Genomic DNA, 23491 nt, shown 5'->3' with positions numbered 1-23491 from the left:
CGGGTGCGGGCGTCCGGGGGCGCCGACGGCCGGGAGAGAGGCGACACTGGGGCGCGCGAGCGGCCGCGGTATCGAACCCTTATTAGCCCTGGTCCGCGACGTACCGCGCATGAGATCCGAAGACGCGGCCGCATCGGGGGACCCCGCCGGCGACGGCGCGAGCGAGCCCGAGGACACGAGCGACGCAGACCACGAGAACGCGCTTCAGGACGTCATCGCCGTCGACCCCGACGACGTCGCGCAGGGGACGGTGAACCGGCTCGACGCGCACACCGGCGACGGGATCCGCCACCGCGCGTTCACCTGCCTCGTCTTCGACGGGGACGGACACGTCCTGTTGGCCCAGCGCGCGCCGACCAAGCGCCTGTGGGACGGCCACTGGGACGGCACGGTCGCCTCCCACCCCGTCGAGGGGCAGTCGCAGGAGGAGGCCACCGAACAGCGGCTCGGAGAGGAGCTCGGCATCTCGCCCGACCAGTACGACGACCTGCGAGTGACGGACAAGTTCGAGTACAAGCGCTACTACCCCAACGAGGGCGTCGAGTGGGAGGTCTGTGCGGTGCTGAAGGTCACCCTCGACGACACGACCCTCGACCCGGACGAGGAGGAGATCGGCGGCATGCTGTGGGCCGACTACGGCCACCTCCACGAGCACCCCGAGCTGTACCGTCAGCTCCGCCTCTGCCCGTGGTTCGAGATCGCGATGCGGCGCGACTTCTCCTGAGCGGGCCGACCGGCGGGCGCCGGTCCCGCGGTTCCGCGCCGCGGTCGAACTCCCGCCGGATCGAAGCGGCGAGTTGAAGGCGCTCCCGCGCCGCGTTCCGATATGACCGTCGTCGCCCTGCTGGCGAACCCGCCCCGCGAGGGGCTCGTCGGAACCGCGATCGCCGAGTCGACGCCGCTGTCGCCCGCCGAGGCGGCCGACCTCTACGAGGCGCAGTTCCGCGACGCCGTCCTCGCGGTCGAGCGCTCGGGCGGCGAACTCCTCGTCAACTACCCCGACGAGGACGACCTCCCCGCCGAGTACCGGACCGAGACGAGCCCCGAGGCGGAGCTCCGGACGCTCGTCGCGGACACCCTCGGCGGCACCGACGAGGTCCGCTTCGAGCGGCAGGTGGGCTCCTCGTTCGGCGCGCGCGCCGGCAACACCGTCACGCACCTGCTGCGCGAGGAGGGCGCCGACTCCGTCGCGGTCGTCACTCCGACGGCGCCGCTGCTCTCGCGGACCGTCGTCGACTCGGCGGCGATGAAGCTGCGGACGACCGAGGTCGTCCTCGGCCCCTCGTCGAACGGCCGCGCGTACTACGCGGGGTTCACCGAACCGATCGACTTCGACGGCGCGTTCGAGGCGCCGGCGCTGCCGACGCTCGCGGAGCGCGGCCGCGACGCAGACCGCTCGGTGGACTTCGTCGAGCCGTCGCCCTCGCTGGAGACCGGCGACGACCTGCTCGACGTGGTGCCGATGCTCCGCGCGCGGTTCGCCGCGGAGCGCGTGGTGCCCGACTACACGGCCGCGTTCGTCCACGAGAAGGGGCTCGACGTGGTCGCCGAGGACGGCGAGGGGCGGTTGGTGCGAGACTGAGCGGTCGGGGCGGCGCGTCGATCGGTCCCTCGGATCCGACACCACTTAGTCGCCCGACGCCGAGCGGTCACGTGTGGTGGGATGGCAGAGTGGCCCATTGCGCCTGCCTTGAAAGCAGGTAGCCTCACGGCTTCCTGGGTTCGAATCCCAGTCCCACCGTAAGCGCGCAGCGCACACCGCGCGGCGCGCGCCACGTGCTGGACTCGAATCGGAGAGCGGTCGTCTTCCGGTGCGAAACTGAATATGGTTACGTCACCGTCCGGTCGGTCGATCGAGACTCGATGTCCGCTCGCGCGGTCCTAACTCCCGGAACCGCAACGACATCGTTGCTGACCCGGACCTCCCGATAACACTCGCGTCCGGTGTCGCGTGGTAGCGCGTGGCGCATTATCTTTAACAGGTTTCCGGTACATGTTCGTGATAGGTGATACAAGCATGAGCTACGAACTCGATCCGCTCCCGTACGAGTACGACGCGCTTGAGCCCCACATCTCCGAGCAGGTGCTCGAATGGCACCACGACACCCACCATCAGGGGTACGTCAACGGCTGGAACGCCGCCGAAGAGACGCTCGAAGAGAACCGTGAGTCCCACGACTTCTCTTCGTCTAGCGGAGCCATCCGCGACGTGACTCACAACTCCTCGGGTCACATCCTCCACGACCTGTTCTGGCAGAACATGTCGCCGGAGGGCGGCGACGAGCCCGAGGGTGAGCTGGCCGACCGCATCGAGGAGGACTTCGGCTCGTACGAGGCCTGGAAGGGCGAGTTCGAGGCGGCGGCCTCCGCGGCCAGCGGCTGGGCGCTTCTGGTGTACGACACGTTCTCGAACCAGCTCCGCAACGTCGTGGTCGACAAGCACGACCAAGGCGCGATCTGGGGCGGTCACCCGATCCTCGCGCTGGACGTGTGGGAGCACTCCTACTACCACGACTACGGCCCGGCCCGCGGCGAGTTCGTCGACAACTTCTTCGAGGTCGTCGACTGGGAGGAGCCGTCGGACCGCTACGAGCAGGCCGTCGAGCTGTTCGAGTAAGCGCGCCCGAGAGGACGCGTTACGCGCGTCGAGATCCGCATTTTTTCGCAGTACGTCGCCCGATCAGTGACCTCTCTCCGTACAGTGGTTGGTAGGTAGACGACCGGGAGAAACACCTCCGAAGCCCCAGCCGCTCGGCGATACGCGATCAACGAGTGTGCGGTGAACGCTTCCAAAGCCCCAGCCGCGAGGGCTCGGTGCGCTCGTTGTCGTTCGAAAGGCGCGAAGCGCCTTTCGTGATGACGAGACGCCGCAGGCGTCTCGAACCACGGTCCTCAGTCGCTCGCGCTGCTCGCTCCTTGCGGTCCTTACGTCGCGCGCCGTCGCCCTCGCGGCTGCCCCTTGGAGTTCCACCCGACCGCGACCGCACAGCACCTCACACCTCCCCAGCCTCGTCAGTCGCCGTCGCTTCGCTCCGGCGACTGACTCCCTCGCGCGTGCTCCTCGCGGCCGCCTTCGGCGGCCACTCGGAGGCACGCGCCACCGCACCGTCGAAATCGTATCGGCAGCGTTTACGGACGCGGTCGCGTATCGCTGCGCATGCCCGAACCGAAGTCGGCGTTCGACGCCACCTACCCGTGCGACTTCTACGAACCCGCGGAGCTGTTCGAGCCGGACCAGATGTACACCGTCCCCGAGATCGGTCGCCTGCTTCAGGGGTTAGAGCCGGACGCCGAGGTCGACCCGGACACCGAGGCCGTGCTGGTCGACTGGGCGGTCCCGTGGGTGATGGTCCACGCGGAGGAGATGGTCGTCGCCGAGCCGCTGACCGAGGACGGCCCGGGGTACTACGGGCTCGCGACCGACGCGGACCCCGAGCCCGATCCGGACGCCGACGCTGAGGCCGACGACGGCGACGGGTCGGCGTGACCGGGGACCGCTCCGACCCGCCGACCTACCTCGTCGCCGGGGGCTCGCGCGTCGACGCCGGGAAGACCACCTTCTCGGCGGGGCTGGTCGCCCACCTCGCCGAGCGCGCGGGCGACGCGGTCGGCGTCAAGCCCCGCGCCGGCAACGACTACTGGTTCGACCACGACGACTACCGGGTCGCGACCGACGCGGGCCGCCTGTACGGGAAGGACGCCCGCACGCTCGCGGCCGCGAACACTCGCCCGCTGGCGGCGCCCGACGACGCGTCGCCGTCGGCGTCGGCCGTCACGCCAGAGTCGATCAACCCGGTCCATCGGCTCTGGAAGCCGACTCCGGGCCGGACCGGGATGCTCGGCGACGCCGACCGCACCTTCCTCTGCGACCGCGTGACGACCGACGCCGGGACGCGGTTCGTCGTCAACGGCGCGGCCGCGGAGGCGGGGCTGCTCCCCGACGGACTGACCGACCGCCTGCCGCTGGCGGAGGCGACCCGCGTGCGCGACGTGCCCGAGTTCAACGAGGTGATGGCCGCGGCGCACCTACCGGCGATCGAGCGCCTCGCCGACCGCGTCGCCCGCACACCGGTCCCAGTCGTCGTCGAATCGTACGCCGACGTGGCCGGGACGCTGCCTCGCGACGGCCCGGTCGCGACCGACGCGGTCGCGGTCGTCGACCCCGGCCGCGCCCGGATCTACGCGGGCGACCGCTACGCGAAGGCCCGCGCGGTCGCCGCCGGCAGCCCGCGCGAGGGGACCCGCGAGGAGCACGTCGACGCGGTGACCGAGATGATCGAACCGCTCGCGACCGAGCCGCTCCCGGCGCTGTCCGGCGAGGTCCGCGGCGAGCCCGACCGCGTGGCGGCGGCGTACGAGCCGGCGTACGCGACGCTGGTCGATGCGGTCGAGAACTGAGAACCCGCCTGCGCGGTCCGCGCTCAGGCGTTCCGCTTCGTGTAGTGTTCCAGCGCGGACTCGATCGAGGAGAGTTCGTTCGTCACGCGGCTGTCCGCGACGCGCATGAAGCCGGGCGTGTACGACGACGAGTAGTCGAAGATGCGGTTGACGGCGCGCTTGGGGGCGGAGACGGCGCCGAAGTCGGTGACCGTGTACACGCGGGTGGTGGGGAAGGCGGTCCAGAACGTCCCGCTCGCCCAGCGGTCCTCGTCCGCGAACGCCTCGCCGACGCGGCCGGTCGCGACGTACTCGTCGTCCGCGTAGAACAGCAGGAGGTCGCCCGACTCCATCTTCTCGAACGTCGACCCGTTGCCGCTGTCGTCGTCGACGGCCCACAGGCGGGTCTCGTCGAGGTCGGCGAGGGGTTCGGGGCGATCCGGGTAGTCGGTGAGATCGACCGGCGTCCGGACCGTTCGGTCGAAGTTCTCCGGGTCGATCGGGACCAGGAAGACGTTCTCGCTCATTATTCGACGTTTCGCCGGCAGAGGTTTAAAGCCGTTCGTTGATGCGTCGGGTCACTCCCCGTAGTCGGCGTACAGGCGGTCCATCCGCGCCGCCATCACGAAGTCGGCGCGCGTCAGGCCGCCGACCTCGTGGCTCCACATCTCGATGCCGACCTCGCCCCACGACAGCGAGATGTCGGGGTGGTGCCACTCCGCCTCGGCGAGCTCGCCCACGTCGTTCGTGAACGCCAGCGCCGTCTCGAAGTCGGGAAACTCGTAGCTCGCCTCCAAGTGATGTTCGTCGATTACCTCCCAGGCGTCGCCGAGTTCGTCGGCGTAGTCGGCGTACTCGTCTTCGGCGAGCGGCTCTCCGTCGTCGCCGGCCGGCTCGACCGGCTCGTCCGCGAGCGGTGAGGACATACCCCACGTTGGGCGACGGGGGGTTTGTACCTTCCGCGGGCGGAGGGCCGGCGCCCCCGACCGCCGAACGGGCGCGTGTCACTCACCGGAACCGCGAGAGCGCGTTCCGGAGCGCGCGCCGGGCCCGCGCGAGCCGACCGGCGCGCCCCTCCTCGGCGGCGTCCGGCGCCCCCGGTTCGGAGAGTTCCCAGCCGGCCTTCTCGGCGGCCTCGTCGACCCGGAGGAACTCGTAGCCCGTCTCGGTCGCGACGCGCTCGTCCGCGCGGGTGGTGCCGACGAACACGTACCGCGGGGCGGCGCTCTCGTCCCGGACGTCGGCGAGCGTGCCCCACTTGTCCCAGCTCCGGAGCGCGTAGTCGTTCTCGACGCCGTGTTCGCGGGCGAACGCCGCCACCCGGTCCGCCTCGTTCGCGACGACGCCGACGTGGCGGCTCCACCGGCGCGCGTCGGCGAACGCAGCGGCCGGGTCGGCGAGCGAGCGCGCGGCCCCGAGCGAGAAGACGAGCGTCACGTCGCCGTCGCCGGGCTCCGTCGCGTCGATTCCCATCTCGGTCGGACTCAGGCGGGCGCCGGCCTAAACGCTGTGGGGAGGCTTTTGTCGGGGCGCCGCGTCGCTCCCGACGATGGAGTTCGAATCCACCTTCGGCACGGCCGCGCCGCTCCTCGGCATGGTGCATCTCCCGCCCCTCCCCGGAGCCCCCCGGGCGCCGGACGACGGGCGCGCGGCGATGCGCGCGGCGATCGATCGGGCCGCGAGCGACGCGCGGGCGCTCGACCGCGGCGGCGTCGACGGCGTCGTGATCGAGAACTTCGGCGACGCGCCGTTCTACCCCGACGAGGTCCCGCCGCACGTCGTCGCGGGCGTGACCCGCGCCGCGACCGCGGTCGCGGCCGAGACCGACCTCCCGCTCGGGGTCAACGTCCTCCGGAACGACGCCGAGGCCGCCCTCTCCGTCGCCGCCGCGGTCGACGCCGACTTCGTCCGCGCGAACGTCCACACCGGCGCCCGCGTGACCGACCAGGGGATCCTCCAGGGGCGCGCCCACGAGACGCTCCGGCTCAGGGAGCGCCTCGGCGTCGACGTCGGCGTCTTCGCCGACACCGACGTGAAACACTCCGCGCCGCTGACGCCCGAGGGGTACACCGCCGAGTCGTTCGCCGACACCGCCGAGCGCGGCCTCGCCGACGCCGTCATCGCCTCCGGCTCGGGGACCGGCGAAGCGGTCGACGCCGGCGCGCTGGAGTCGGTCGTCGCGGAGCGCGAGCGCCACGGCCTCGACACGCCCGTCCTCGTCGGTAGCGGGGTCACCCCGGAGACCGTCGCGGACCTGCTCTCGGTCGCCGACGGCGCGATCGTCGGCACCGCGCTCAAGGCGGGCGGCGAGACGACCGCCCCGGTCGACGCCGACCGCGTCGCGGACCTCGTCGCGGCCGCCGACGAGGCGCGGTAGCTCCCGCCGGCCGCCCCGCGCGCCCGCCCGGCCGCTACGGGTTCCCGTCGGGCCCGAACCCGCGCTCGGCGAGGAACGCCTCGACCTCGTCGCGGGTCGGGAGCCCGGGCTGCGCGAACCGGCTCGTGCAGTTGATCGCGGCGACGGCGGCCGCGAACCGGACGCCGGAAGCGACGGCCTCGCGGTCGGCCGAGGGCTCCCCCGGCTCGGCCGCTCCCCGCGGTTCCCCCGCGAGCCACCGGTCGATCAGCCCCGCGGTGAAGGCGTCGCCGGCGCCGGTCGCGTCGACCGTCTCGACGTCGAACGCGTCGAACCGGGACGCCTCGCCGCCGGCGACGGCCGTCATCCCGTCCGCCCCGCGCGTGAGGACGGCGCGGGGCCACGTCGGGCCGCGGCGCGACAGGGTCCCGGGCCCGGCCTCGGGGTCGGCCGCCCGACGCTGCGCGGCCGCGACCCGCTCGACCGCGGCCGCCGCCGAGCCGAAGAACGCCCGGGCGGCGACGCCGTCCGCGACGAACAGGTCGGCGCGGTGGAGGAACCGGTGGACCGTCGTCGGCTCGGTGCCGCGCCCGACCAGCTCTTCGACGGCCCCGGAGAGGCCGAAGACGAGCGCGGGCGGGGCGTCGCCCGCGTCGGGCGAGGGCGCGCCGTCGGCCCCCGAGGCAGAGCGCTCCCGGAGCGACTCCACCCGGTCGAGGATCCGCCGCGCCGCGCGGTCGGGCGCGTAGGCGGTGAGGAAGACGACGTCGGCGTCCGCCATCGCCGCGAGCGCGTCCGCGCCCGGACGGAGCCCGCGGAAGCTCTCGCCCGCGGTGACGATGGCGCGCTCGCCGTCGGGGTCCCGGAGGATGAGCGAGCGCGTGTGGGCGGCGTCGCCGACGGCGACGTGGGTCCCGTCGACATCGGTCTCGTCGAGGTACGCCAGCGCGCGGCGCCCGTACTCGTCGTCGCCGACGCGGCTGACGAGGCCGGCGTCGCGGCCGAGGCGGTCCAGCGCGACCGCGACGTTGGCGCCGACGCCCCCGAACGCGGAGGTGACCTCGTCGGCGAACGCGCCGCCGTCCGGCTCCGGGAGGTTGCTGACCGCGTACCACTCGTCGATGGCCGCGGCGCCGACGGAGAGGACGGCGGGGGTCTCGTCGGCCGCGCGGTCGTCGGCATCGCCCCCGCCGCCCGCGTGCGGTCCCGTCGTCACGACTCGCGGAAGAAGTCGTCGTGGACCGCCATCGCGGACTCGACGGCGACCGGTCCCTCGACGGTCGTGTCGCCGTCGGCGCGCCGGATCACCTCCTCGAGGGGGATCGGCACCACGTCGCCGGAGAGCTCGCCGAGGGTCTCGCCGTCGACGCCGAAGACGACCCGCCCGACGCCCGCGTAGTGGATCGCCGTCGCGCACATCGGGCACGGCTCCGTGCTGGCGTACATCGTATAGGCCGCCAGCTCGTCGGCGTCGAGCTCGCGAGCCGCCCAGCGCGCGAGGGTCAACTCGGGGTGGGCCGCCACGTCGCCCTCGGTCCGCGTCTCGTTGTGCGCCTCGCCGACGACCTCGCCGTCGACGACGAGCAGCGCGCCGAACGGCGTGTTGCCGGCCTCGACCGCCTCCTCGGAGAGCCTGATCGCTCGCTCGACGTACTCCCGGTCGGTCGGATCCTCGGGGAGGTCGTCAGGGGACCGGAACTCGCCGTCGCCGGACGCGTCTGTCATACGCCCCTGTTCGCCCCCGGGTACCTAACGGTTGGTACCGCCCCCGTCGGACGGCTTCGTGCGGTCGTCGTCCGGCGCGCGCCCGCCGCCGTCCGCGTCGTCCGGAGTCCCCGCGTCCTGTGACCGCCGCACGTCGCGGAGGGCGTCGACCGCGTCGTCGGTGGCGCTCGCGGTGCGCGTCTCGGTCGCTCCGGCGGGGTCGAGCCCGTCCGGCTCGTCGCCGTCGCTCGCGTCTCCGTCGTCGCCGTCGCTCGCGTCTCCGTCGTCGCCGCTCGCTCCCGCCTCGTCGTCCGATTCGCCCGCGTCGGTCGCGTCGTCGTCCGCGCCGAAGAGCCACGCGCGGAGCGCGTCGATGAATCCCATGTGTGGTCCTCGTCAGTAGTTCCGGAACAGCAGCGCGCGCACGTCGTCTTTCGTGCGCGCCGTCTCGACGCTCCCGTCCGGGAGGTCGACCTCGTACCGCGCGTCGCCGTCGGCCTCGCGCCACTTGTCCGCGTGGGTGTCGAGGAGGCTCATCATCGCGTCCAGCTGGCCGGCGCCGCCGTCGTCGCTCCCGCCCGCCGGGTCCTCGCTCGCGTCGCCGTCGCCGTCGTCGTCAGCCTCAGTCTCGTCGCCGCCGTCGTCGTCCGCATCAGCTCCGTCGTCGTCTTCGGTCGCTCCGCTTCCGTCGACGGCGTCGTCCGCGCCGTCCGCGGCGTCGTCGATGTCGACGTCCACGCGCGAGAACGGGTCCGCGGCGAGGGCGGCCGCCGCGTCGAGGATAGCGTCGATCAGCTCGTCTTTCGTCATCTCGCTGCGGCCGGTGACCTCGAAGGCGGCGGCGATGTCGGACAGGTCCATCGGGTCGTCCGGGTCCGGGTCGCCGCGGCGGCGGTTCCGCGCCGCCAGCAGCTCCCGGGCGCGGGCGCGGTCGAATGGCGCGGCGTCGCCCGCGGCCGCCGACTGCTCGCTGCCGTCGTCGTCGGTCGCCGGCGCCGCGACGCGGTCCGGGTCGTCGACGGCGTCCGCGAGGTCGAGCAGGTACGCGAGCGCGTCCTCGCGGTCGACGGAGGCGTACGGGCCGGCGTGGGCCGCGGCCAGCTCCGCGCGGAGCGCTTCGATCCGGTCGGCGTGGTCCTCGGAGATGTCGAGCGTGGGCATGGTGTGGGTGGGGTCCTGTCGACCGCTACTGGTCCTCCTCGAAGCGCGCGAGCGCGTCCGCCCAGCTCTCGGCGAACCGCGGCTCGCCGGAGTGGTCGGCCTCGACGTCGGCGTAGCCGCACTCCTCGCAGGCGACGGCGGTGGCGGCACCAAGCGACAGCGACGACAGCGCGGCGCCGCAGCGGGGGCACTCGGGCGTCACGGATTCTCGCGTGGAACCTCGTCGCCCGCGGTGAAAAACGCACGGGTCGGCGGGGTCGACCGCCGACCGCTCCGGTCGAGCGCCGCCGCCCGGCCGGGACCGCCGGGGTAACAGTCATTACACTCGGCGGAAACGTTCGCGTATGAGCGAAGCGGACGCAGAGAACGTCCTCATCGAGTACTACCGCCGATACGTCGGCGACCCAGACCGGACGATCGACGTGTACGCGGGGTTCGGGCTGTTCTCCGCCGGAATCGCCCTCGGGGTGATCGGGGTCGTCGTGTTCCTCTACAGCGCGACGCTGGACCCGACCGCGCTCTCGACGTACGCGGTCCGCGAGGTCGCGGCCGTCGCCGCCGCGGCCGGGCTCCCCGCCCTGCTGTTCGGCATCGTCGTCCTCCTCCCGGTCGACCGCCGAATGCTGTACCTGGCGGGCGTCGGCGTCGCGATCACCCTCGTCGGCACCGCCGCGTTCACCTGGGCGTACCCGCGCAACTGGAACGTCGTCGCAAACCCCGACTACAGCGCGCAGATCGTCGCGGGCTACACTCTCGGGCTGGTCGCGGTCATCGGCGCGACGGGCGGTGCCTTGGTCGCTCACCGCGTCGAGCGCGCCGCGGGCGGCGCGGTCGAGGGCGGCACGTCCGAGGCTGGGAGCGGCGCCGCGGAGGCGGGCGGCGGGTCCGGCTCGGACGCCGGCGGCGACGGCGAGGCGGTCACCGAGGAGTCGGTCCGCGCCGACATCGAGCGCGAGCTGTCGGACGCGGAGCTGACGTGGGGCGGCGTCGAGCGCTCCGAGACGCGCCGGCTCGAACTGAACACGAGCGCGGTCGACGACGCGGACGTCGACGCCGAGAAGCTGGCGGGTTCCGCGACCGAGACGCGGACGACCTCCGGCGCGGTCAACGACGCGGTCTCGGAGCTGAAGGGGCTCCAGGGCGGCGACGTGAAGACCGACAGCGGGCAGGGGACCGACGACCAGGCCGCGAAGCTCCGCGAGCTGCGCGAACAGCAGCGGAAGGAGGCCGAGGAGGCCGACGAGGACGAATCGGTCGTCGACAGGATCAAGGGGCTGTTCGGGTGAGCGCGTCGGCCCGCCGTCGTTCGTCCATTTTTATACCCCCCGCCGCGTAGGACGGGCGTGTCCAGCGTCACCGTCAGCATCGACCCGCACGTCCACTCGGAGGGGAGCTACGACGGCCACGAGCCCGTCGAGCTAATCTTAGAACACGCGGCCGAGATCGGCCTCGACGCGGTCGTCGTCACCGACCACGACGTGATCCGGGAGTCGAAGCGCGCGGCCGAGATCGCCCCCGAGTACGGGCTGATCGGGATCCCCGGCGTGGAGGTGTCGACCGCGCACGGCCACCTGCTCGCGGTCGGCGTCGACCGGATGCCACCCCGCGGGCGCCCCTACGCCGAGACGGTCCGCTGGGTCCGCGACCGCGGCGGCGTCGCGATCGTCCCCCACCCGTTCCAGCGCTCGCGCCACGGCGTCCGCCAGCGCAACATCCCGACGCCCGGCCCGGCCGACGAGGCGGCGGCGACCCCCGACCCGGCCGGCGAGGCGCCGGGCGAGGCGGCCGGGTCGGAGGCTCCCCAACCGAGGCCGAACGGCGGGGCGACCTCCGAACCGGGGGCGGCCACCGAGGTCGACGCCATCGAGGTGTTCAACGCGTGGCTGTTCACCGGGTACCGGAACCGCCGCGCGCGGCGGTTCGCGGCGGAGCACGGCTACCCCGGCGTTGCCGCGAGCGACGCGCACCACCTCCAGTACGTCGGGCGGGCGTACACCGACCTGACGATCGAGGGCGCCGAGTCGGTCCGCGAGGTCACCGCCGACGACGTGCTGACGGCGATCCGCCGCGGCACGACGACGGTCGAGGGGCGACGCGCGCCGATCCGGATGGCGGCGAAACACTACGTCGGCGCGGCCGGGCGCCGGTCGGCCTACTACGCGCGGACCGGCGCCGCGCGGGGCGCGCGCGCCACCAAGCGGACCGCGGTCGACGGCGCCGTCGCCGCGAAGGTGGCCGCGCTCCAGTCGGCCCACCGCACCCGGCGCCTCCTCTCCTGGTTCGCCTGACGGACGGCGCGGAGCGACGGAGCGGCACAGCGTCGGAGCGGCGCGAAGCGGTCGGCGGCCGGAGACCACGGCGCCCCCGCCCGCGGAGAACGGGGTTTTTGCCCGCGGCCGCGAATGTGATCCCATGAGCCACGACAGACGCGAGTCCGGGTTCAAGCGGCGGACCCGGGTCGCGGACGCGAGGGCGACGCTGCTCGACGCCGTCACGCCCCACGACCGGACGGAGTCGGTCCCGGTCGGAGCGGCGGACGGCCGCGTCGTCGCCGAACCGATCGACGCGCCCGCGCCGGTGCCGGGGTACGACCGGGCCGCGATGGACGGGTACGCGGTCCGCGCGAGCGACACCTTCGGCGCCGGCGACCGCTCGCCCGCGGTCCTCGCGGCCAAGCCCGCCGAGGCCGACGCCGTCGCGCCCGGCGAAGCCGCGCGCGTCCACACCGGTAGCGCGGTCCCTGAGGGCGCGGACGCGGTGGTGATGGTCGAACAGGTCGAGTCGGTCGGCGACGAGGTCGAGGTGTTCGACGCGGTCGCGACCGGCGAGAACGTCGGCGAGGCCGGCGAGGACGTCGCGGACGGGCAGCGCCTCTACGAGCCCGGCCACGTCCTGCGCCCCTCCGACCTCGGCCTGTTGCGCTCGGTCGGCCTCGACGAGGTGACGGTCCGGGAACCGCCCGAAGTCGCCGTCATTCCGACCGGCGAGGAGCTCGTCGAGTCCGACCCCGGCCCCGGCGAGGTGATCGAGACGAACGGCCTCACCGTCTCCCGGCTCGTCGAGCGCTGGGGCGGCGAGGCCCGGTACCGCGACGTGGTCACCGACGACCCGGACGCGCTCCGCGAGGCGGTCGCGGCCGACCTCGACGCCGACGTGGTCGTCACCACCGGCGGCTCCTCGGTCGGCGAACGGGACCTGATCCCCGAGGTCGTCGACGGCCTCGGCGAGGTGCTCGTCCACGGCGTCGCCCTGAAGCCGGGCCACCCGGTCTGCCTCGGGGCGGCCGAGGGGACGCCGATCGTCTCGCTGCCCGGCTACCCGGTCGCGTGCATCGTCAACGCGGCGCAGTTCCTCCGGCCCGCGCTGAAGCGGGCGGGCGGGACCGACGCCGACCCGTTCCCGACGCGCCGCGCGACGCTCGACCGGAAGGTCGCGAGCGAGCCCGGCGTGCGGACGTTCGCGCGGGTGTCGCTCTCCGAGCCCGACGAGGCCGAGGCGACTGACGGCGACGACGCTCTCCCGACCGCGACGCCGACGCGCGCGAGCGGCTCGGGGATCCTCTCCAGCGTCGCGCTCGCCGAGGGGTGGGTCGTCGTCCCCGAGCCGCGGGAGGGGCTCGACGCCGGCGAGCCCGTCGACGTCGAGCTCTGGGAGGTGACCGAATGAGCGACCGCAAGGAGTTCCGCGACCTCGCGACCCCCGAGGCCGCCCGCGAGGCGATCGCGTCGCTCGACCTCTCGCCCGCGCCGGAGACGGTCCCGCTGCGGGAGGCGCGCGGGCGCGTCCTCGCCGAGCGCGTCGACGCCGCCGTCGACGTGCCGGGGTTCGACCGCGCCTCGATGGACGGGTACGCGGTGCGGGCGCGCGACACCTTCGGCGCCGACGAGGCCGACCCGGCAGAGCTCGACCTGGTCGGCGCGGTCCACGCGGGCGCGGAGCCGGACGTGACCGTCGAACCGGGGACCTGCGCCGAGATATCCACGGGCGCGGTGATGCCCGACGGCGCCGACGCGGTCGTGATGGTCGAGCGGACGGACGAGGTCGGCGGGGACGATGCCGGCGACGGGGACGGCTCCGCCCGGATCGCGGTCCGCACGTCTGTCGCGCCGGGCGACCACGTGATGCCCGCGGGGACCGACATCGCCGCCGGCGCTAGGGCGCTCGGCCCCGGGACGCGGCTGACGCCCCGCGAGATCGGGCTGCTGTCGGCGCTCGGCGTCGACGAGGTCCCGGTCGAGGGGCGCCCGCGCGTCGGCATCGTCTCGACCGGCGACGAGCTCGTCCGCCCGGGCGAGGAGCTCGACCCCGAGCGCGGCGAGATATACGACGTGAACTCGACGACGATCGCGGCGGGCGTCGAGGAGGCCGGCGGCGAGCCCGTCCTCTACCCGCACGCCGGCGACGACTACGCGGAGATGGAACGGCTGCTCCGCCGCGCGGCCGACGAGTGCGACCTGGTGCTCTCCTCGGGGTCGACCTCCGCGAGCGCGGTCGACGTCATCTACCGCGTGATCGAGGCGCGCGGCGAGCTCCTCCTCCACGGCGTCGCGGTCAAGCCCGGCAAGCCGATGCTCGTCGGGCGGCTCGACCGCACCGACGGGGCGGACGACTCACGGGGCGCCGAGTCGGCGTACATCGGGCTCCCGGGGTACCCGGTCTCGGCGCTCACCATCTTCCGGACGTTCGTCGCGCCCGCGATCCGCGAGGCGGCCGGGCGGGACGAGCCCGCGACCGCGACCGTCGAGGGCCGGATGGGCGTCGGGGAGCGGTACGGCGAGGGGCGCCTGCGGCTGATGCCCGTCGGCCTGCTCGACCTGGACGACGGCAATCGCCCGCTCGTCTACCCGGTCGACAAGGGGTCGGGGGCGACGACGAGCCTCGTCGAGGCGGACGGCGTCGTCGCGGTCGACCCCGACACGGAGTACCTCGACGCCGGCGAGACGGTCTCGGTCGACCTGTTCTCGCCCGACGTGCGCCCGCCGACGCTGCTCGGCGTCGGCGAGGACGACCCCGCGCTCAACCGCCTGCTCGACCGGCTCGCGAACCCGCGGTACCTCGCCGTCGGCTCTCGCGAGGGGCTCCGCCGGCTCCGGGACGGCGTCCCCGACGTGGCCGTGACCGCGGGCCCGACCGACCGCGACGTCGACGCCGCGGTCCTCGGCGGCTGGACCCGTGAGTGGGGGCTCGTCGTCCCCGAGGGCAACCCGGACGACGTGAGCGGGCTCGCGGACCTCGTCGACCGCGACCTCCGCCTCCGCAACCGCCCGACCGTCTCGGGGCTCCGGCGCAGCCTCGACGCGGCGCTCGACGACCTCGCGAACGACCGCGACGCCGACCGCCGCGACCTCGCCGAGCGGATCGACGGCTACGAGCGGACCGCGAAGGCGTTCGAGAGCCCGGTCCGCGCCGTCGTCGCCGGCGACGCGGACGCCGGGCTGGGCCTGCGCGAGACGGCGGAGCGGCTCGGCTGTGACTTCGTCTCGCTCGGCGAGCAGTCGGTCGCCGTGCGGGCCGCCCCCGACCGCGCGGACCGCGAGCCGGTCGCGGCGCTGGCGGCGGCGCTCGGCACGGGCGCCGGAGACGGCGCGGACGCCGACGACGACGCGGCCGTCGACGAGGCCGGGCCGGCCCTCGACGCGATCCTGGCCGACCGCCCGGGCTACTCGCGGAACAGCCGGAACGAGCCCTGACCGACGACGACCTCCGACCGGTCCCCGTCGTTCGCGTCGTCGTCCGCGGCCGCCTCGCCCCCGTTTCCGGCGGTGGTGACCGTCATCTCGCTGACGCCGATCGAGCCGCCCGCCCGCACCACCTCGGCCTCCGCGCGGAGGTCGCCGTTCGCGGGGCGGAGGTAGTTCGCGTTGAGGTTCACCGTCGCCACGCCGCCGTCGAGCGGGTCATCGAACGTCGTGCGCTGAGCCACGCCGCCGGCCGTGTCGATCAGCGTCGCCGCCACGCCGCCGTGGATCGTCCGCCCGTCCGCGTTGGTGAGCTTGTCGTCGAAGGGGACCGAGAGGACGACGCGGCCGCGTTCGATCGTCTCGACCGCCGTGTTCAGCCACGAGAGGTAGCCGTGCTCGTCCTCCAACTTCCGCTCGACGAACTCGATCGCCGCGTCGGGCAGCGGGTCCATCTCGGCGATGTCCGTGCGGTCCATGTTCCCGGGCAGACGCCGGGCCGGCTTGTACCCCCCGGAAACGCGAGACAACCGGCCGGCGATTCCCGCCGCCGCTCACCCGACGCCGAGGCGGATCGGGTCGCCGCTCGGGACGACCTCGACCGTCACCGGCTCGCCGACGGCGAACTCGCGGTCCGGACAGACCACCTTGACGCCGAACCGGTCGGTCCGCGACGCGAACAGTGACAGTCCGACGACGCGCTCGCCGTTCGCGAGGACGTCGACGGCGTCCCACTCGACGCGCGGCGCGCCGCCCGCCGCCTCGTGGTCGGCCGCGGTACCGATCCGCGTGCCGAGCAGCGACACCGCGTCGCCCGGTCCGAGCGAGCCGCCGCCCGCGCCGTCCGCCGGCCTCGGGGCGTGCGCGAACGTTCCGCCGCCCGCGTAGTGCGTCAGCCCGCCGTCGAGCGGGACGCCCTCGTCGCTCGCGAGCGCGGCGAACGCCGGCCCGGCCCCGGAGCGGCGCGGCCCGTCGAGGACGACGTGGGTCGGCCCGCGCTCGACGACGGCGCCCGTCCCGTCCCAGGCGACCGGCTCGACCGGGGCGTCGACGGCGACCGGGAGGGATCCGCTGGCCCGGAGGGGGTCCGCGCCCGGGGCCCGGAAGCCGAGGTGGACGTGGTCGTCGACCCACTGGCCGAAGAAGCCGGAGCGCGTCGTCGGGCCGAGCGCGTCCCCGACGGCGACCCGGTCTCCGGGTTCCACCTCGGGGATCACGTGGAGGATCCGCGCGACGGTTCCCGGGGGCACGCCCGCCCGCGCGCACCACCCCTCGTCGAGGTCGACGACGATCAGGTGGTCCTCCGCGGCCGCGTACGGGCGGTCCGGACAGCCGACGGTACGGACGTGACTCACGACCCCGGCGACCGGCGAGCGGCCGACGCCGTCGCCCGGATAGAGGTCGACGGCGCGGCCGCGGTCGTGGGCCGGGTACGGGGAGTTGAACCGCGAGAACTTCTCGTACCGGCGGACGACCTCGCCGGGGAGCGCGACGGTCGTCCCGGGCGGGTCGGCTCCTTCGGTCTGCGGTCCGGTCACGCGTCCGCCGCCTCCATCCCCTCGACGAGGAACTCCGCCCCGCCGGCGTCGGACTCGGCGACCGAGAGCGACCACCCGTGCGCCTCGACGATGTCGCCGACGATGGCCAGCCCCAGGCCGGTCCCGCCGCCGAGCGACACGCCGCGCTCGGTGACGCGCTCGCGCTCGGCCGCGGGGACCCCGGGACCGTCGTCGCCGACCGCCAGCGCGACCCGGTCGCCGTCGGCCTCGATCGAGACGGTGACGGCGACGTCCTCGCCCGCGTGGTCGACGGCGTTGCGGAACAGGTTCGAGACCAGCTGTTCGAGGCGGTCGCGGTCCGCCAGCACCGTCGCGTCGCCGCCCTCGACGGTCAGGGTCGCCTCGGCGGTCTCCAACCGCGACCAGACGCGCCGCACCGTCCCGTCGAGCGAGACGCGGTCGAGCTCGTCGACCGTCTCGCCGGCGGTCGCCAGCGCGAGCAGCCCCTCGATCATGTCGTCCATCCGCTCGTGGGCGTTCGCCGCCCGCTCCAAGGCGCCGTCGGGATCGTCGCCGCGCTGGCGGGCCAGTTCGACGCCCGCCGACGCGGCGGCGAGCGGGTTGCGCAGGTCGTGGGAGACGACGCCGGCGAACTCCTCTAAGCGCTCGTTCTGCCGTTCGAGCTCGGCCTCTCGGCGCTCCAGCTCGGCCTGGCGCTCCTCGCGGGCGGTCACGTCGCGGAGCAGGAAGACGTGGCCGCGGTCGGTCCCCCGGGGGTCGGTGATCGGGTTCTCCTGGATGTCGAACTGCCGGCCGTCGATGGCGATCGGGTGTTCGACGCCGACCTCCAGGCGCGGGAACACCTCCGACAGCGAGGACCCGACCGCGTCCGGCGGGAGGATCGCCTCGGCGGCGGGGTTCAGGTCGCGGATGCGCCCGTCGGAGCCGGAGACGATCACGGGGTCCTGCATCACCTCGACGGCGGTGTCGCGCGCGACGACCGCCGCGTCGAGGGTGCCGAGCCAGAAGACGGTCCCGTAGAGGAACACGCCGTGGATCACGAACGCCGTCGGCAGCCACGAGAGGTTCGCGTAGCTCCCCACGTCGACGAACGTCGCGATGCCGGCCAGGAACGGGAACAGCGTGCCGAGCAGGACGACGAACGTCTGGAGCCGGTACCGGTTCCCCGTCCGTTCGTAGAGGTCGACGACGAGGAACGCGCCGGCGACGCACAGCCCGTACGCGAGGAGGACGAACAGGCCCCCGGCGGGACCGAGCCCGTAGCCGAGCAGCGTGAACGGACCCTCCGTCACCGGCGCCACGGAGCGGCGGGCGAGGCCGTGGGTGGCGCTCGACCACGCGAGCAGAACCCAGACGAACGCGGGGGTCGCGAGCGCGACGATCCGGTTCTCCGTCCGCCAGCGGTCGTGGCCGGTGAACGCCAGGGCGAAGAGAGTCCAGAGCACGGGGAGCGCGCCCATGAGCGGCGTCGACAGGTTGAGCGCGACCCTCATCGCGACCTCGCCGGGCGCGGCGACCCGGAGGGCGTACAGGAGCGAGGCGCCGCCGCCGCACAGGAGGTAGAGCGCGACCTCGATCCCGCCGGGCTCGTCGCGCTCCCGCCACGCGACCCGGCCGAGCCAGAGCCCGATGCCCCCCGCCAGCAGGCAGGCGGTCAGGTACGCTTGGACCGGAAGCGCGCCCAGATCGCTCATCGATACCTGTACCACTTCCAGGGCCGACAAAACTGTTGTGTCACGCGGTCGCCCCCGCGCCGCCCGAGACTTCGCCGTCGTCGCGCGGTCCCGCCCGGCGCAAGGGGCTTGTGCGCCGCCCCCGTTCAGTCCGTTATGCGCGTCTTCAGAGGGGAGTTCGCGACGCCGGCCGCGAACCGGGAGCCGACGGCCGCCCTGCTCGCGTCGGCCGCGGACGGCGTCCCCGCGGTCCGCGTCACCGCGCCGCCGCGACAGGTCGCGTTCGGCCGGCGCGACGCCCGCGAGCCCGGGTTCGAGGCCGCGAAACGGGCGGCCGAGGCGGCGGGGTTCCCGCCGGTCGAGCGCGATGTCGGCGGCCGCGCGGTCGCGTACACGGGGGCGACGCTGTCGTTCGGCGTCGCGGTGCCGACCGGGGACGGCCGCGGGTCGATCGACGCGCGGTACGAGACGGCGACCGAGGCGCTCCGCGACGCGCTCCGCGAACTCGGCGCCGACGTGGTCCGCGGGGAGCCGCCGAACGCGTTCTGCCCCGGCGACCACTCCCTTCGGGTCGCCGACGGCACCGGCGCCGCCAACGGGGGGAAGATCGCGGGGCTCGCCCAGCGCGTGCGCGCCGACGCGGCGCTCGTCGCGGGCGTCCTCGTCGTCTCCGCGGCGGACCCCGACCCGATCGCGCGAGCCACCGACCGCGTCTACGGCGCGCTCGACGTGCCGTTCGACCCCGCATCGGTCGGGAGCGTCGCGGACGCGGGCGGCCCGGACGACCCCGACGCCGTCGCTCGCGCCGTCGAGGCCGCGTTCGTCGAGGGCGCGTGGGGAGACGGCGCACGCGAGATCGTCCGCGTCGACGGGGCAGACGCCTGAGCGCGCCGCGGCCCGCGGTTCCGACGTTTCGACGTGCTTTTTATGCGCGGGCATCTGGGTTCGCGCATGGCCGAATTCAAAGTCGTCGTCGCCGACCCCGAGACCGGCGAGACGTTCCAGCGAGAGGTCGACGGACAGGACGCCAACCGATTCCTCGGTCGCGAACTCGGCGACGAGATCGGCGGCGACGCGGTCGGACTCCCCGAACACACCATCGAACTCACCGGCGGCTCCGACGAGACCGGACGCCCGATGCGCGAGGACGTCTCCGGCACCCGCCTGAAGGAGCTCCTCTTGGAGGGCGGCGTCGGCTTCGAGCCGTCCCGCGAGGGCGAGCGCAAGCGGATCACCGTCCGCGGCCGCGAGGTCGACGACGACATCGCGCAGATCAACGCCAGCGTCGTCGACGGCGACGGCGACGTGGCCGCCGCGCTCGGCGAGGGCGACGACGCCGACGAGTAAGGCGCCCCGATGCCTCGCGTTCCCTCCGACGGCGAGGACGTTTCCTCGATTCGCGTCTCGCTCGCCCGCAGCGGCGGCACTCGCCGCCCCTGCGTCAGGCTCCCGGACGACGACGCCCTCGACGGGCGCGTCGAGTCCGGCGCTTGCGACGCGCTCGGCGTGGGCGCGGGGGACGTGATCCGCGTCGTGATCGACCGCGAGGAGCGCCACGCGCGGGTCGCGGCCGACTCGAACGGGCGGCTGCTGCGCGGCGCGTACGACAACCGACGGCTCGCGCGCGAGGCCGGCGAGGGGACGAACCGCCTGGTCGAGTGGCTCGACGCGAACGGTCGGGAGCCCGGGGACAGCGTCGTCCTCGACGTGGTGGTGCCCGGCGAGCTGTACGGGCTGCGGATCCCGGGCGAGCGGACCCTGTACGACGCGAACCGGGGGCCGCGGTCGTCGCTCGCGGACATCGCCCGCGACCTCGACGGGTAGGACCACGGCGGCGTCGCGGCGACGGGTCGAATCGCTTATTCTCGCTCGGGTCCGAGATCGGTCCATGCAGGAGGTCGACGCGGATCTGACGGCGCTCGACCGCGCGATCATCAACGCGTTCCAGGGCGGCTTCCCGGTCGCGGAGCGCCCCTTCGACGCGGCGGCGGCCGCGCTCAGGGAGCGCGGCGTCGAGGTCACGGGGCCGGCGCTCTGCGAGCGCGTCCGCGAACTCGACGAGGAGGGGATCTTATCGCGGTTCGGCGCGCTCGTCAACGCCGAGGAGATCGGCGGGGCGGCGTCGCTCGTCGCCATGCACGCGCCCGAGGACCGCTACGACGAGATCGCGGAGACGGTGAACGAGTTCACCGCGGTCGCGCACAACTACGAGCGGGAGCACCCGCACCTCAACATGTGGTTCGTGGTGAGCGTCGCGGACCACCCCGACCCGGACAAGGACGGCCACGACCGCGTCGAGGAGGTGCTCGCGGAGATCGAGTCCGCGACGGGCCAGGAGACGTACAACCTCCCGAAGCTCCGGGAGTTCCACGTCGGCGCGAAGTTCCTCGTCGACGGGCCGGTGCCCGACGGCGACGTGGACCTCTCGCACCTGGGCCCCGAGGTCACGCCCAGCGACCGCGGGACGCTCACGCCCGACGAGCGCGACCTCGTGGTCGAGATCCAGGGCGGCCTCCCGATCACGGAGACGCCGTACGCCGACGTGGCGGCGGCGATTGGGGCCGACGTCGACTGGGTGATCGAGACGATCAAGCGGTTCGAGCGGGAGGGGAAGGTGCGCCGCGTCGGCGTCATCCCGAACCACTACGCGCTCGGCTACACGGAGAACGGGATGACGGTCTGGGACGTGCCCGAGGAGGTCTTAGACGAGGTCGGGCCCGCCGTCGCGTCGCTGGACTTCGTCACGCACTGCTACGAGCGCCCGCGCCACGCCGGCGTCTGGGAGTACAACTTCTTCGCGATGACGCACGGCCGCACGGAGGCGGAGAGCGAGCGCCGGATCGCGGAGGTCAGGGAGCTCATGGACGAGCACTGGGACGTGGGCGCCGACGACTGGGACACGCTGTTCTCGACGCGCATCTTGAAGAAGACCGGCATCCGCATCGCGGACCGGGCGGACAGCAACACGGCGTGACCCCGCTTTACCACGACCTCGCGGGCGAGACGGTCGCCGTCTTCGGCGGCGGTGCCGTCGGCGCGCGCAAGGCACGGGGGTTCGACGAGGCGGCCCGAGTCGTCGTCGTCAGCCCCGAGTTCGACGAGCGGTTGCGATCGCTCGCGGACGGGCGCGACTCGGAGTCCGCGGACGGGCCGGCCGTCGAACTGATACGCGCCGCCCCGGACCCGGAGGCGGTGCCCGACTGGATCGACCGGCTCGCCCCGGCGCTCGCGGTCGCCGCGACCGACGACGCCGCGGTCAACGCCGCCGTCGAGTCGGCCGCGCTGGACCGGGGGCTCCTCGTCAACCGGACGGACGTGTCGGGCGGCCGCGACCCCGGGAGCGTCGTCGTCCCCGCGACGGTGGAGGACGACCCCGTGACCGTGGCGCTCTCGACGGGGGGCACGAGCCCCGCGCTCGCGAAGGCGCTGCGCGAGCGGATCGAGGCCGAGATCGAGGGGGCGGGCGCGATGGCGGCGCTCTCGGGCGAGATCCGTGAGGAGCTGAAAGCGGCGGGCGTACCGCCCGCGAAACGCCGGGAAGCGGTCCGGCGCGTTGTCAGATCCCGGGGGGTTTGGAAGGGTTTACAAAAGGGGAGATCCAACGGACGGCAAGAGGCCGACACCGTGATCGAGGAGGTACTCGACCGATGAGAGAGACGGGTGCGATCGCCGGCGTGAGCGTCGCCCACGCCGACGCGACCGTCGACGAGATCGAGGCCGCCGGCGGCGACGGCGTCCGCGCGACCGTCTCCGACCTGCTCGCGCGCGAGGGAGTCGAAGAGGCGTTCGCGGTACAGACGTGTAACCGCTCGGAGGCGTACGTCGTCACCGACCGGACCGTCGACGGGGCGACGGCGCTGTCGACGTTCGCCCCCGACGTGCGCGCCGGGGCGGTCCGCCGCCTCGACCACGAGGAGAGCCTGGAACACCTGATGCGCGTCGCCTCCGGACTGGAGTCGCTCGTGCTCGGCGAGGACCAGATCATCGGCCAGCTGCGCGAGGCCTACGAGGAGTCGAAGTCGGCGGGCGGCATCGGACCGGTGCTCAAAGACGCCGTGACGAAGGCGCTCCACGTCGGCGAGCGCGCGCGGACGGAGACCGAGATCAACGAGGGCGTCGTCTCGCTCGGCTCCGCGGCCGTCAGGCTGGCGGCGGGCGAGATCGACCTCACCGACGGGACGGCCGTCGTCGTCGGCGCCGGCGAGATGGGGACGCTCGCGGCCCGGACCCTCGACGACACCGCCGTCTCCGAGATCGTCGTCGCGAACCGCACCGTGCCCCACGCGGAGTTCGTCGTCGAGGAGGTCGACACCCGGGCGGAGGCGGTGTCGCTCGCCGACCTCCCCGCGATCATCCCCGAGGCCGACCTCGTCGTCACCGCGACCGGGAGCCCCGACCTCGTCGTCCACCCGTCGTACGTCGACGGCGCCGGTCGCGTCGTCTGTATCGACATCGCGCAGCCCCGCGACGTCGACCCCGCGGCCGGCGCCCGCGAGGGCGTCACCGTCTACGATATCGACGACCTCGAGGACGTCACCCAGCGGACTCGGGAGAGCCGCGCCGAGGAGGCCCGGAAGGTCGAGTCGATCATCGACGACGAGCTCGACCGCATCCTGGAGGCGTACAAGCGCAAGCGCGCCGACGACGCCATCTCGGCGATGTACGCCGGCGCGGACCGGGTGAAGGCGCGCGAGCTCGACCGCGCGATGTCGAAGCTGGAGGCGCAGGGCGACCTGAGCGACGAGCAGCGCGAGACGGTCGAGGACCTGGCGGACGCGCTCGTCGGGCAGCTGCTCGCCGCCCCCACCCGGTCGCTCCGGGACGCCGCCGGCGAGGACGACTGGGAGACGATCCGGACCGCCCTCCAGCTGTTCGACCCCGAGTTCACCGCGCAGGCGGAGGGGCCGGACGGGGCGGACCTCACCGAGGCGGGGGCCGGCGGCCCGGACACGATCCCGGAGTCCGTCGCCGAGGAGCTGGACGACTAATCCTCGCGTCCGCTGCGGCGCCCCGGACCGCTCG

Annotated in this window: 27 protein-coding genes and 1 tRNA gene; 17 read left to right on the top strand and 11 right to left on the bottom strand. The window is 73.9% G+C overall.

Going from position 1 to position 23491, the window contains the following annotated elements; genetic code table 11:
* Window positions 1–109: 109 nt before the first annotated feature.
* The 6 genes from AMR74_RS10985 to AMR74_RS10960 all read left to right on the top strand — a co-directional run bounded on the left by AMR74_RS10985 (window position 110) and on the right by AMR74_RS10960 (window position 4398).
* A complete protein-coding gene (locus tag AMR74_RS10985) occupies window positions 110–724 on the top strand; it encodes an NUDIX hydrolase (RefSeq protein ID WP_053772105.1) in 615 nt (204 codons plus the stop codon).
* Window positions 725–826: 102 nt separating this feature from the next.
* Window positions 827–1582 (top strand): DUF2064 domain-containing protein, encoded by a 756-nt coding sequence (locus tag AMR74_RS10980; RefSeq protein WP_053772104.1) that lies wholly within the window; start codon window positions 827–829, stop codon window positions 1580–1582.
* A gap of 75 nt (window positions 1583–1657) precedes the next feature.
* Window positions 1658–1741, top strand: a tRNA-Ser gene (locus tag AMR74_RS10975).
* A 276-nt stretch (window positions 1742–2017) separates the two neighbouring features.
* A complete protein-coding gene (sod, locus tag AMR74_RS10970; protein WP_053772103.1) occupies window positions 2018–2617 on the top strand; it encodes a superoxide dismutase in 600 nt (199 codons plus the stop codon).
* 540 nt (window positions 2618–3157) lie between these two features.
* The gene (locus AMR74_RS10965; RefSeq protein ID WP_053772102.1) at window positions 3158–3487 is read left to right on the top strand and encodes a DUF5827 family protein; all 330 of its coding nucleotides are present in this window, start codon (window positions 3158–3160) and stop codon (window positions 3485–3487) included.
* Window positions 3484–4398 carry an ATPase gene (locus AMR74_RS10960; protein WP_053772101.1) on the top strand — a complete coding sequence of 305 codons (915 nt, stop codon included), beginning with the start codon at window positions 3484–3486 and terminating at the stop codon, window positions 4396–4398. The genes AMR74_RS10965 and AMR74_RS10960 overlap by 4 nt, the downstream gene beginning before the upstream one ends.
* Before the next feature lie 23 nt (window positions 4399–4421).
* Here AMR74_RS10960 and AMR74_RS10955 read toward each other — a convergent pair whose 3' ends face one another.
* The 3 genes from AMR74_RS10955 to AMR74_RS10945 form a co-directional block, all read right to left on the bottom strand.
* On the bottom strand, window positions 4422–4904 hold the full coding sequence (locus tag AMR74_RS10955) for a hypothetical protein (protein WP_053772100.1): 483 nt from the start codon (window positions 4902–4904) through the stop codon (window positions 4422–4424).
* Between the two features lie 51 nt (window positions 4905–4955).
* Window positions 4956–5303, bottom strand: a complete 348-nt coding sequence (locus AMR74_RS10950) for a 4a-hydroxytetrahydrobiopterin dehydratase (RefSeq protein WP_053772099.1) — start codon at window positions 5301–5303, stop codon at window positions 4956–4958.
* Window positions 5304–5385: 82 nt separating this feature from the next.
* Window positions 5386–5850, bottom strand: a complete 465-nt coding sequence (locus AMR74_RS10945; RefSeq protein ID WP_053772098.1) for a DUF7124 domain-containing protein — start codon at window positions 5848–5850, stop codon at window positions 5386–5388.
* Window positions 5851–5926: 76 nt separating this feature from the next.
* Here AMR74_RS10945 and AMR74_RS10940 point away from each other — a divergent pair, with 76 nt between their 5' ends.
* Window positions 5927–6754: a BtpA/SgcQ family protein gene (locus AMR74_RS10940; protein WP_053772097.1), complete on the top strand. Its 828-nt coding sequence runs from the start codon at window positions 5927–5929 to the stop codon at window positions 6752–6754.
* A 34-nt stretch (window positions 6755–6788) separates the two neighbouring features.
* On the opposite strand, the gene AMR74_RS10935 is transcribed toward AMR74_RS10940, so the two are convergent.
* From AMR74_RS10935 to AMR74_RS19125, 5 genes are read right to left on the bottom strand one after another with little or no spacing between them, the layout of a single operon-like run.
* On the bottom strand, window positions 6789–7949 hold the full coding sequence (locus AMR74_RS10935) for a carbohydrate kinase family protein (RefSeq protein WP_053772096.1): 1161 nt from the start codon (window positions 7947–7949) through the stop codon (window positions 6789–6791).
* Window positions 7946–8458, bottom strand: coding sequence for a nucleoside deaminase (locus AMR74_RS10930; protein WP_053772095.1), 513 nt, complete (start codon window positions 8456–8458; stop codon window positions 7946–7948). The genes AMR74_RS10935 and AMR74_RS10930 overlap by 4 nt, the downstream gene beginning before the upstream one ends.
* Before the next feature lie 24 nt (window positions 8459–8482).
* Window positions 8483–8821 (bottom strand): hypothetical protein, encoded by a 339-nt coding sequence (locus tag AMR74_RS10925; protein ID WP_053772094.1) that lies wholly within the window; start codon window positions 8819–8821, stop codon window positions 8483–8485.
* 12 nt (window positions 8822–8833) lie between these two features.
* Complete coding sequence (locus tag AMR74_RS10920) at window positions 8834–9598, bottom strand: Rho termination factor N-terminal domain-containing protein (protein ID WP_053772093.1); 765 nt, start codon at window positions 9596–9598, stop codon at window positions 8834–8836.
* 25 nt (window positions 9599–9623) lie between these two features.
* The gene (locus AMR74_RS19125; protein ID WP_167551909.1) at window positions 9624–9800 is read right to left on the bottom strand and encodes a hypothetical protein; all 177 of its coding nucleotides are present in this window, start codon (window positions 9798–9800) and stop codon (window positions 9624–9626) included.
* Window positions 9801–9942: 142 nt separating this feature from the next.
* On the opposite strand from AMR74_RS19125, the gene AMR74_RS10915 reads away from it, so the two are divergent.
* The 4 genes from AMR74_RS10915 to AMR74_RS10900 all read left to right on the top strand — a co-directional run bounded on the left by AMR74_RS10915 (window position 9943) and on the right by AMR74_RS10900 (window position 15288).
* Complete coding sequence (locus AMR74_RS10915; RefSeq protein WP_053772092.1) at window positions 9943–10884, top strand: DUF7139 domain-containing protein; 942 nt, start codon at window positions 9943–9945, stop codon at window positions 10882–10884.
* 57 nt (window positions 10885–10941) lie between these two features.
* The gene (locus tag AMR74_RS10910) at window positions 10942–11886 is read left to right on the top strand and encodes a CehA/McbA family metallohydrolase (RefSeq protein ID WP_053772091.1); all 945 of its coding nucleotides are present in this window, start codon (window positions 10942–10944) and stop codon (window positions 11884–11886) included.
* Window positions 11887–12010: 124 nt separating this feature from the next.
* On the top strand, window positions 12011–13264 hold the full coding sequence (locus tag AMR74_RS10905; protein WP_053772090.1) for a molybdopterin molybdotransferase MoeA: 1254 nt from the start codon (window positions 12011–12013) through the stop codon (window positions 13262–13264).
* The gene (locus AMR74_RS10900) at window positions 13261–15288 is read left to right on the top strand and encodes a molybdopterin biosynthesis protein (protein ID WP_053772089.1); all 2028 of its coding nucleotides are present in this window, start codon (window positions 13261–13263) and stop codon (window positions 15286–15288) included. The genes AMR74_RS10905 and AMR74_RS10900 overlap by 4 nt, the downstream gene beginning before the upstream one ends.
* On the opposite strand, the gene AMR74_RS10895 is transcribed toward AMR74_RS10900, so the two are convergent.
* From AMR74_RS10895 to AMR74_RS10885, 3 genes are all read right to left on the bottom strand, one after another.
* Window positions 15258–15755 carry a PaaI family thioesterase gene (locus AMR74_RS10895; RefSeq protein ID WP_053772088.1) on the bottom strand — a complete coding sequence of 166 codons (498 nt, stop codon included), beginning with the start codon at window positions 15753–15755 and terminating at the stop codon, window positions 15258–15260. The genes AMR74_RS10900 and AMR74_RS10895 overlap by 31 nt on opposite strands.
* 75 nt (window positions 15756–15830) lie before the next feature.
* Window positions 15831–16814 (bottom strand): hypothetical protein, encoded by a 984-nt coding sequence (locus tag AMR74_RS10890; RefSeq protein WP_053772087.1) that lies wholly within the window; start codon window positions 16812–16814, stop codon window positions 15831–15833.
* On the bottom strand, window positions 16811–18490 hold the full coding sequence (locus AMR74_RS10885) for a sensor histidine kinase (RefSeq protein WP_053772086.1): 1680 nt from the start codon (window positions 18488–18490) through the stop codon (window positions 16811–16813). The genes AMR74_RS10890 and AMR74_RS10885 overlap by 4 nt, the downstream gene beginning before the upstream one ends.
* Before the next feature lie 135 nt (window positions 18491–18625).
* On the opposite strand from AMR74_RS10885, the gene AMR74_RS10880 reads away from it, so the two are divergent.
* The 6 genes from AMR74_RS10880 (at window position 18626) to hemA (ending at window position 23457) form a co-directional block, all read left to right on the top strand.
* Entirely contained in the window at window positions 18626–19354 is a 729-nt protein-coding gene (locus tag AMR74_RS10880) for a lipoate--protein ligase family protein (RefSeq protein WP_053772085.1), read from the top strand.
* Window positions 19355–19420: 66 nt separating this feature from the next.
* Window positions 19421–19816 carry a 30S ribosomal protein S6e gene (locus AMR74_RS10875; protein WP_053772084.1) on the top strand — a complete coding sequence of 132 codons (396 nt, stop codon included), beginning with the start codon at window positions 19421–19423 and terminating at the stop codon, window positions 19814–19816.
* A 9-nt stretch (window positions 19817–19825) separates the two neighbouring features.
* Window positions 19826–20293, top strand: coding sequence for a DUF7112 family protein (locus AMR74_RS10870; protein ID WP_053772083.1), 468 nt, complete (start codon window positions 19826–19828; stop codon window positions 20291–20293).
* Window positions 20294–20357: 64 nt separating this feature from the next.
* Window positions 20358–21443 (top strand): siroheme decarboxylase subunit beta, encoded by a 1086-nt coding sequence (gene ahbB, locus AMR74_RS10865; protein ID WP_053772082.1) that lies wholly within the window; start codon window positions 20358–20360, stop codon window positions 21441–21443.
* On the top strand, window positions 21440–22120 hold the full coding sequence (locus AMR74_RS10860; RefSeq protein WP_053772081.1) for a precorrin-2 dehydrogenase/sirohydrochlorin ferrochelatase family protein: 681 nt from the start codon (window positions 21440–21442) through the stop codon (window positions 22118–22120). Before ahbB ends, AMR74_RS10860 begins: the two co-directional genes overlap by 4 nt.
* On the top strand, window positions 22117–23457 hold the full coding sequence (gene hemA / locus AMR74_RS10855; protein ID WP_053772080.1) for a glutamyl-tRNA reductase: 1341 nt from the start codon (window positions 22117–22119) through the stop codon (window positions 23455–23457). The genes AMR74_RS10860 and hemA overlap by 4 nt, the downstream gene beginning before the upstream one ends.
* The last annotated feature ends 34 nt before the right edge of the window (window positions 23458–23491 follow it).

The organism is Halorubrum tropicale (genome assembly GCF_001280455.1).
Taxonomy (GTDB): Archaea; Halobacteriota; Halobacteria; order Halobacteriales; family Haloferacaceae; genus Halorubrum; species Halorubrum tropicale.
This window is presented reverse-complemented; position numbering and strand designations above follow the sequence as displayed.

What these genes read in the sequence shown, in the direction of transcription:
- AMR74_RS10985 (WP_053772105.1), top strand. Translation starts at nt 110, where the DNA reads ATGAGATCCGAAGACGCGGCCGCATCGGGGGACCCCGCCGGCGACGGC.
- AMR74_RS10980 (WP_053772104.1), top strand. Translation starts at nt 827, where the DNA reads ATGACCGTCGTCGCCCTGCTGGCGAACCCGCCCCGCGAGGGGCTCGTC.
- sod (WP_053772103.1), top strand. Translation starts at nt 2,018, where the DNA reads ATGAGCTACGAACTCGATCCGCTCCCGTACGAGTACGACGCGCTTGAG.
- AMR74_RS10965 (WP_053772102.1), top strand. Translation starts at nt 3,158, where the DNA reads ATGCCCGAACCGAAGTCGGCGTTCGACGCCACCTACCCGTGCGACTTC.
- AMR74_RS10955 (WP_053772100.1), bottom strand. Translation starts at nt 4,904, where the DNA reads ATGAGCGAGAACGTCTTCCTGGTCCCGATCGACCCGGAGAACTTCGAC.
- AMR74_RS10950 (WP_053772099.1), bottom strand. Translation starts at nt 5,303, where the DNA reads ATGTCCTCACCGCTCGCGGACGAGCCGGTCGAGCCGGCCGGCGACGAC.
- AMR74_RS10945 (WP_053772098.1), bottom strand. Translation starts at nt 5,850, where the DNA reads ATGGGAATCGACGCGACGGAGCCCGGCGACGGCGACGTGACGCTCGTC.
- AMR74_RS10940 (WP_053772097.1), top strand. Translation starts at nt 5,927, where the DNA reads ATGGAGTTCGAATCCACCTTCGGCACGGCCGCGCCGCTCCTCGGCATG.
- AMR74_RS10930 (WP_053772095.1), bottom strand. Translation starts at nt 8,458, where the DNA reads ATGACAGACGCGTCCGGCGACGGCGAGTTCCGGTCCCCTGACGACCTC.
- AMR74_RS10925 (WP_053772094.1), bottom strand. Translation starts at nt 8,821, where the DNA reads ATGGGATTCATCGACGCGCTCCGCGCGTGGCTCTTCGGCGCGGACGAC.
- AMR74_RS10920 (WP_053772093.1), bottom strand. Translation starts at nt 9,598, where the DNA reads ATGCCCACGCTCGACATCTCCGAGGACCACGCCGACCGGATCGAAGCG.
- AMR74_RS10915 (WP_053772092.1), top strand. Translation starts at nt 9,943, where the DNA reads ATGAGCGAAGCGGACGCAGAGAACGTCCTCATCGAGTACTACCGCCGA.
- AMR74_RS10905 (WP_053772090.1), top strand. Translation starts at nt 12,011, where the DNA reads ATGAGCCACGACAGACGCGAGTCCGGGTTCAAGCGGCGGACCCGGGTC.
- AMR74_RS10900 (WP_053772089.1), top strand. Translation starts at nt 13,261, where the DNA reads ATGAGCGACCGCAAGGAGTTCCGCGACCTCGCGACCCCCGAGGCCGCC.
- AMR74_RS10895 (WP_053772088.1), bottom strand. Translation starts at nt 15,755, where the DNA reads ATGGACCGCACGGACATCGCCGAGATGGACCCGCTGCCCGACGCGGCG.
- AMR74_RS10885 (WP_053772086.1), bottom strand. Translation starts at nt 18,490, where the DNA reads ATGAGCGATCTGGGCGCGCTTCCGGTCCAAGCGTACCTGACCGCCTGC.
- AMR74_RS10880 (WP_053772085.1), top strand. Translation starts at nt 18,626, where the DNA reads ATGCGCGTCTTCAGAGGGGAGTTCGCGACGCCGGCCGCGAACCGGGAG.
- AMR74_RS10875 (WP_053772084.1), top strand. Translation starts at nt 19,421, where the DNA reads ATGGCCGAATTCAAAGTCGTCGTCGCCGACCCCGAGACCGGCGAGACG.
- AMR74_RS10870 (WP_053772083.1), top strand. Translation starts at nt 19,826, where the DNA reads ATGCCTCGCGTTCCCTCCGACGGCGAGGACGTTTCCTCGATTCGCGTC.
- ahbB (WP_053772082.1), top strand. Translation starts at nt 20,358, where the DNA reads ATGCAGGAGGTCGACGCGGATCTGACGGCGCTCGACCGCGCGATCATC.
- hemA (WP_053772080.1), top strand. Translation starts at nt 22,117, where the DNA reads ATGAGAGAGACGGGTGCGATCGCCGGCGTGAGCGTCGCCCACGCCGAC.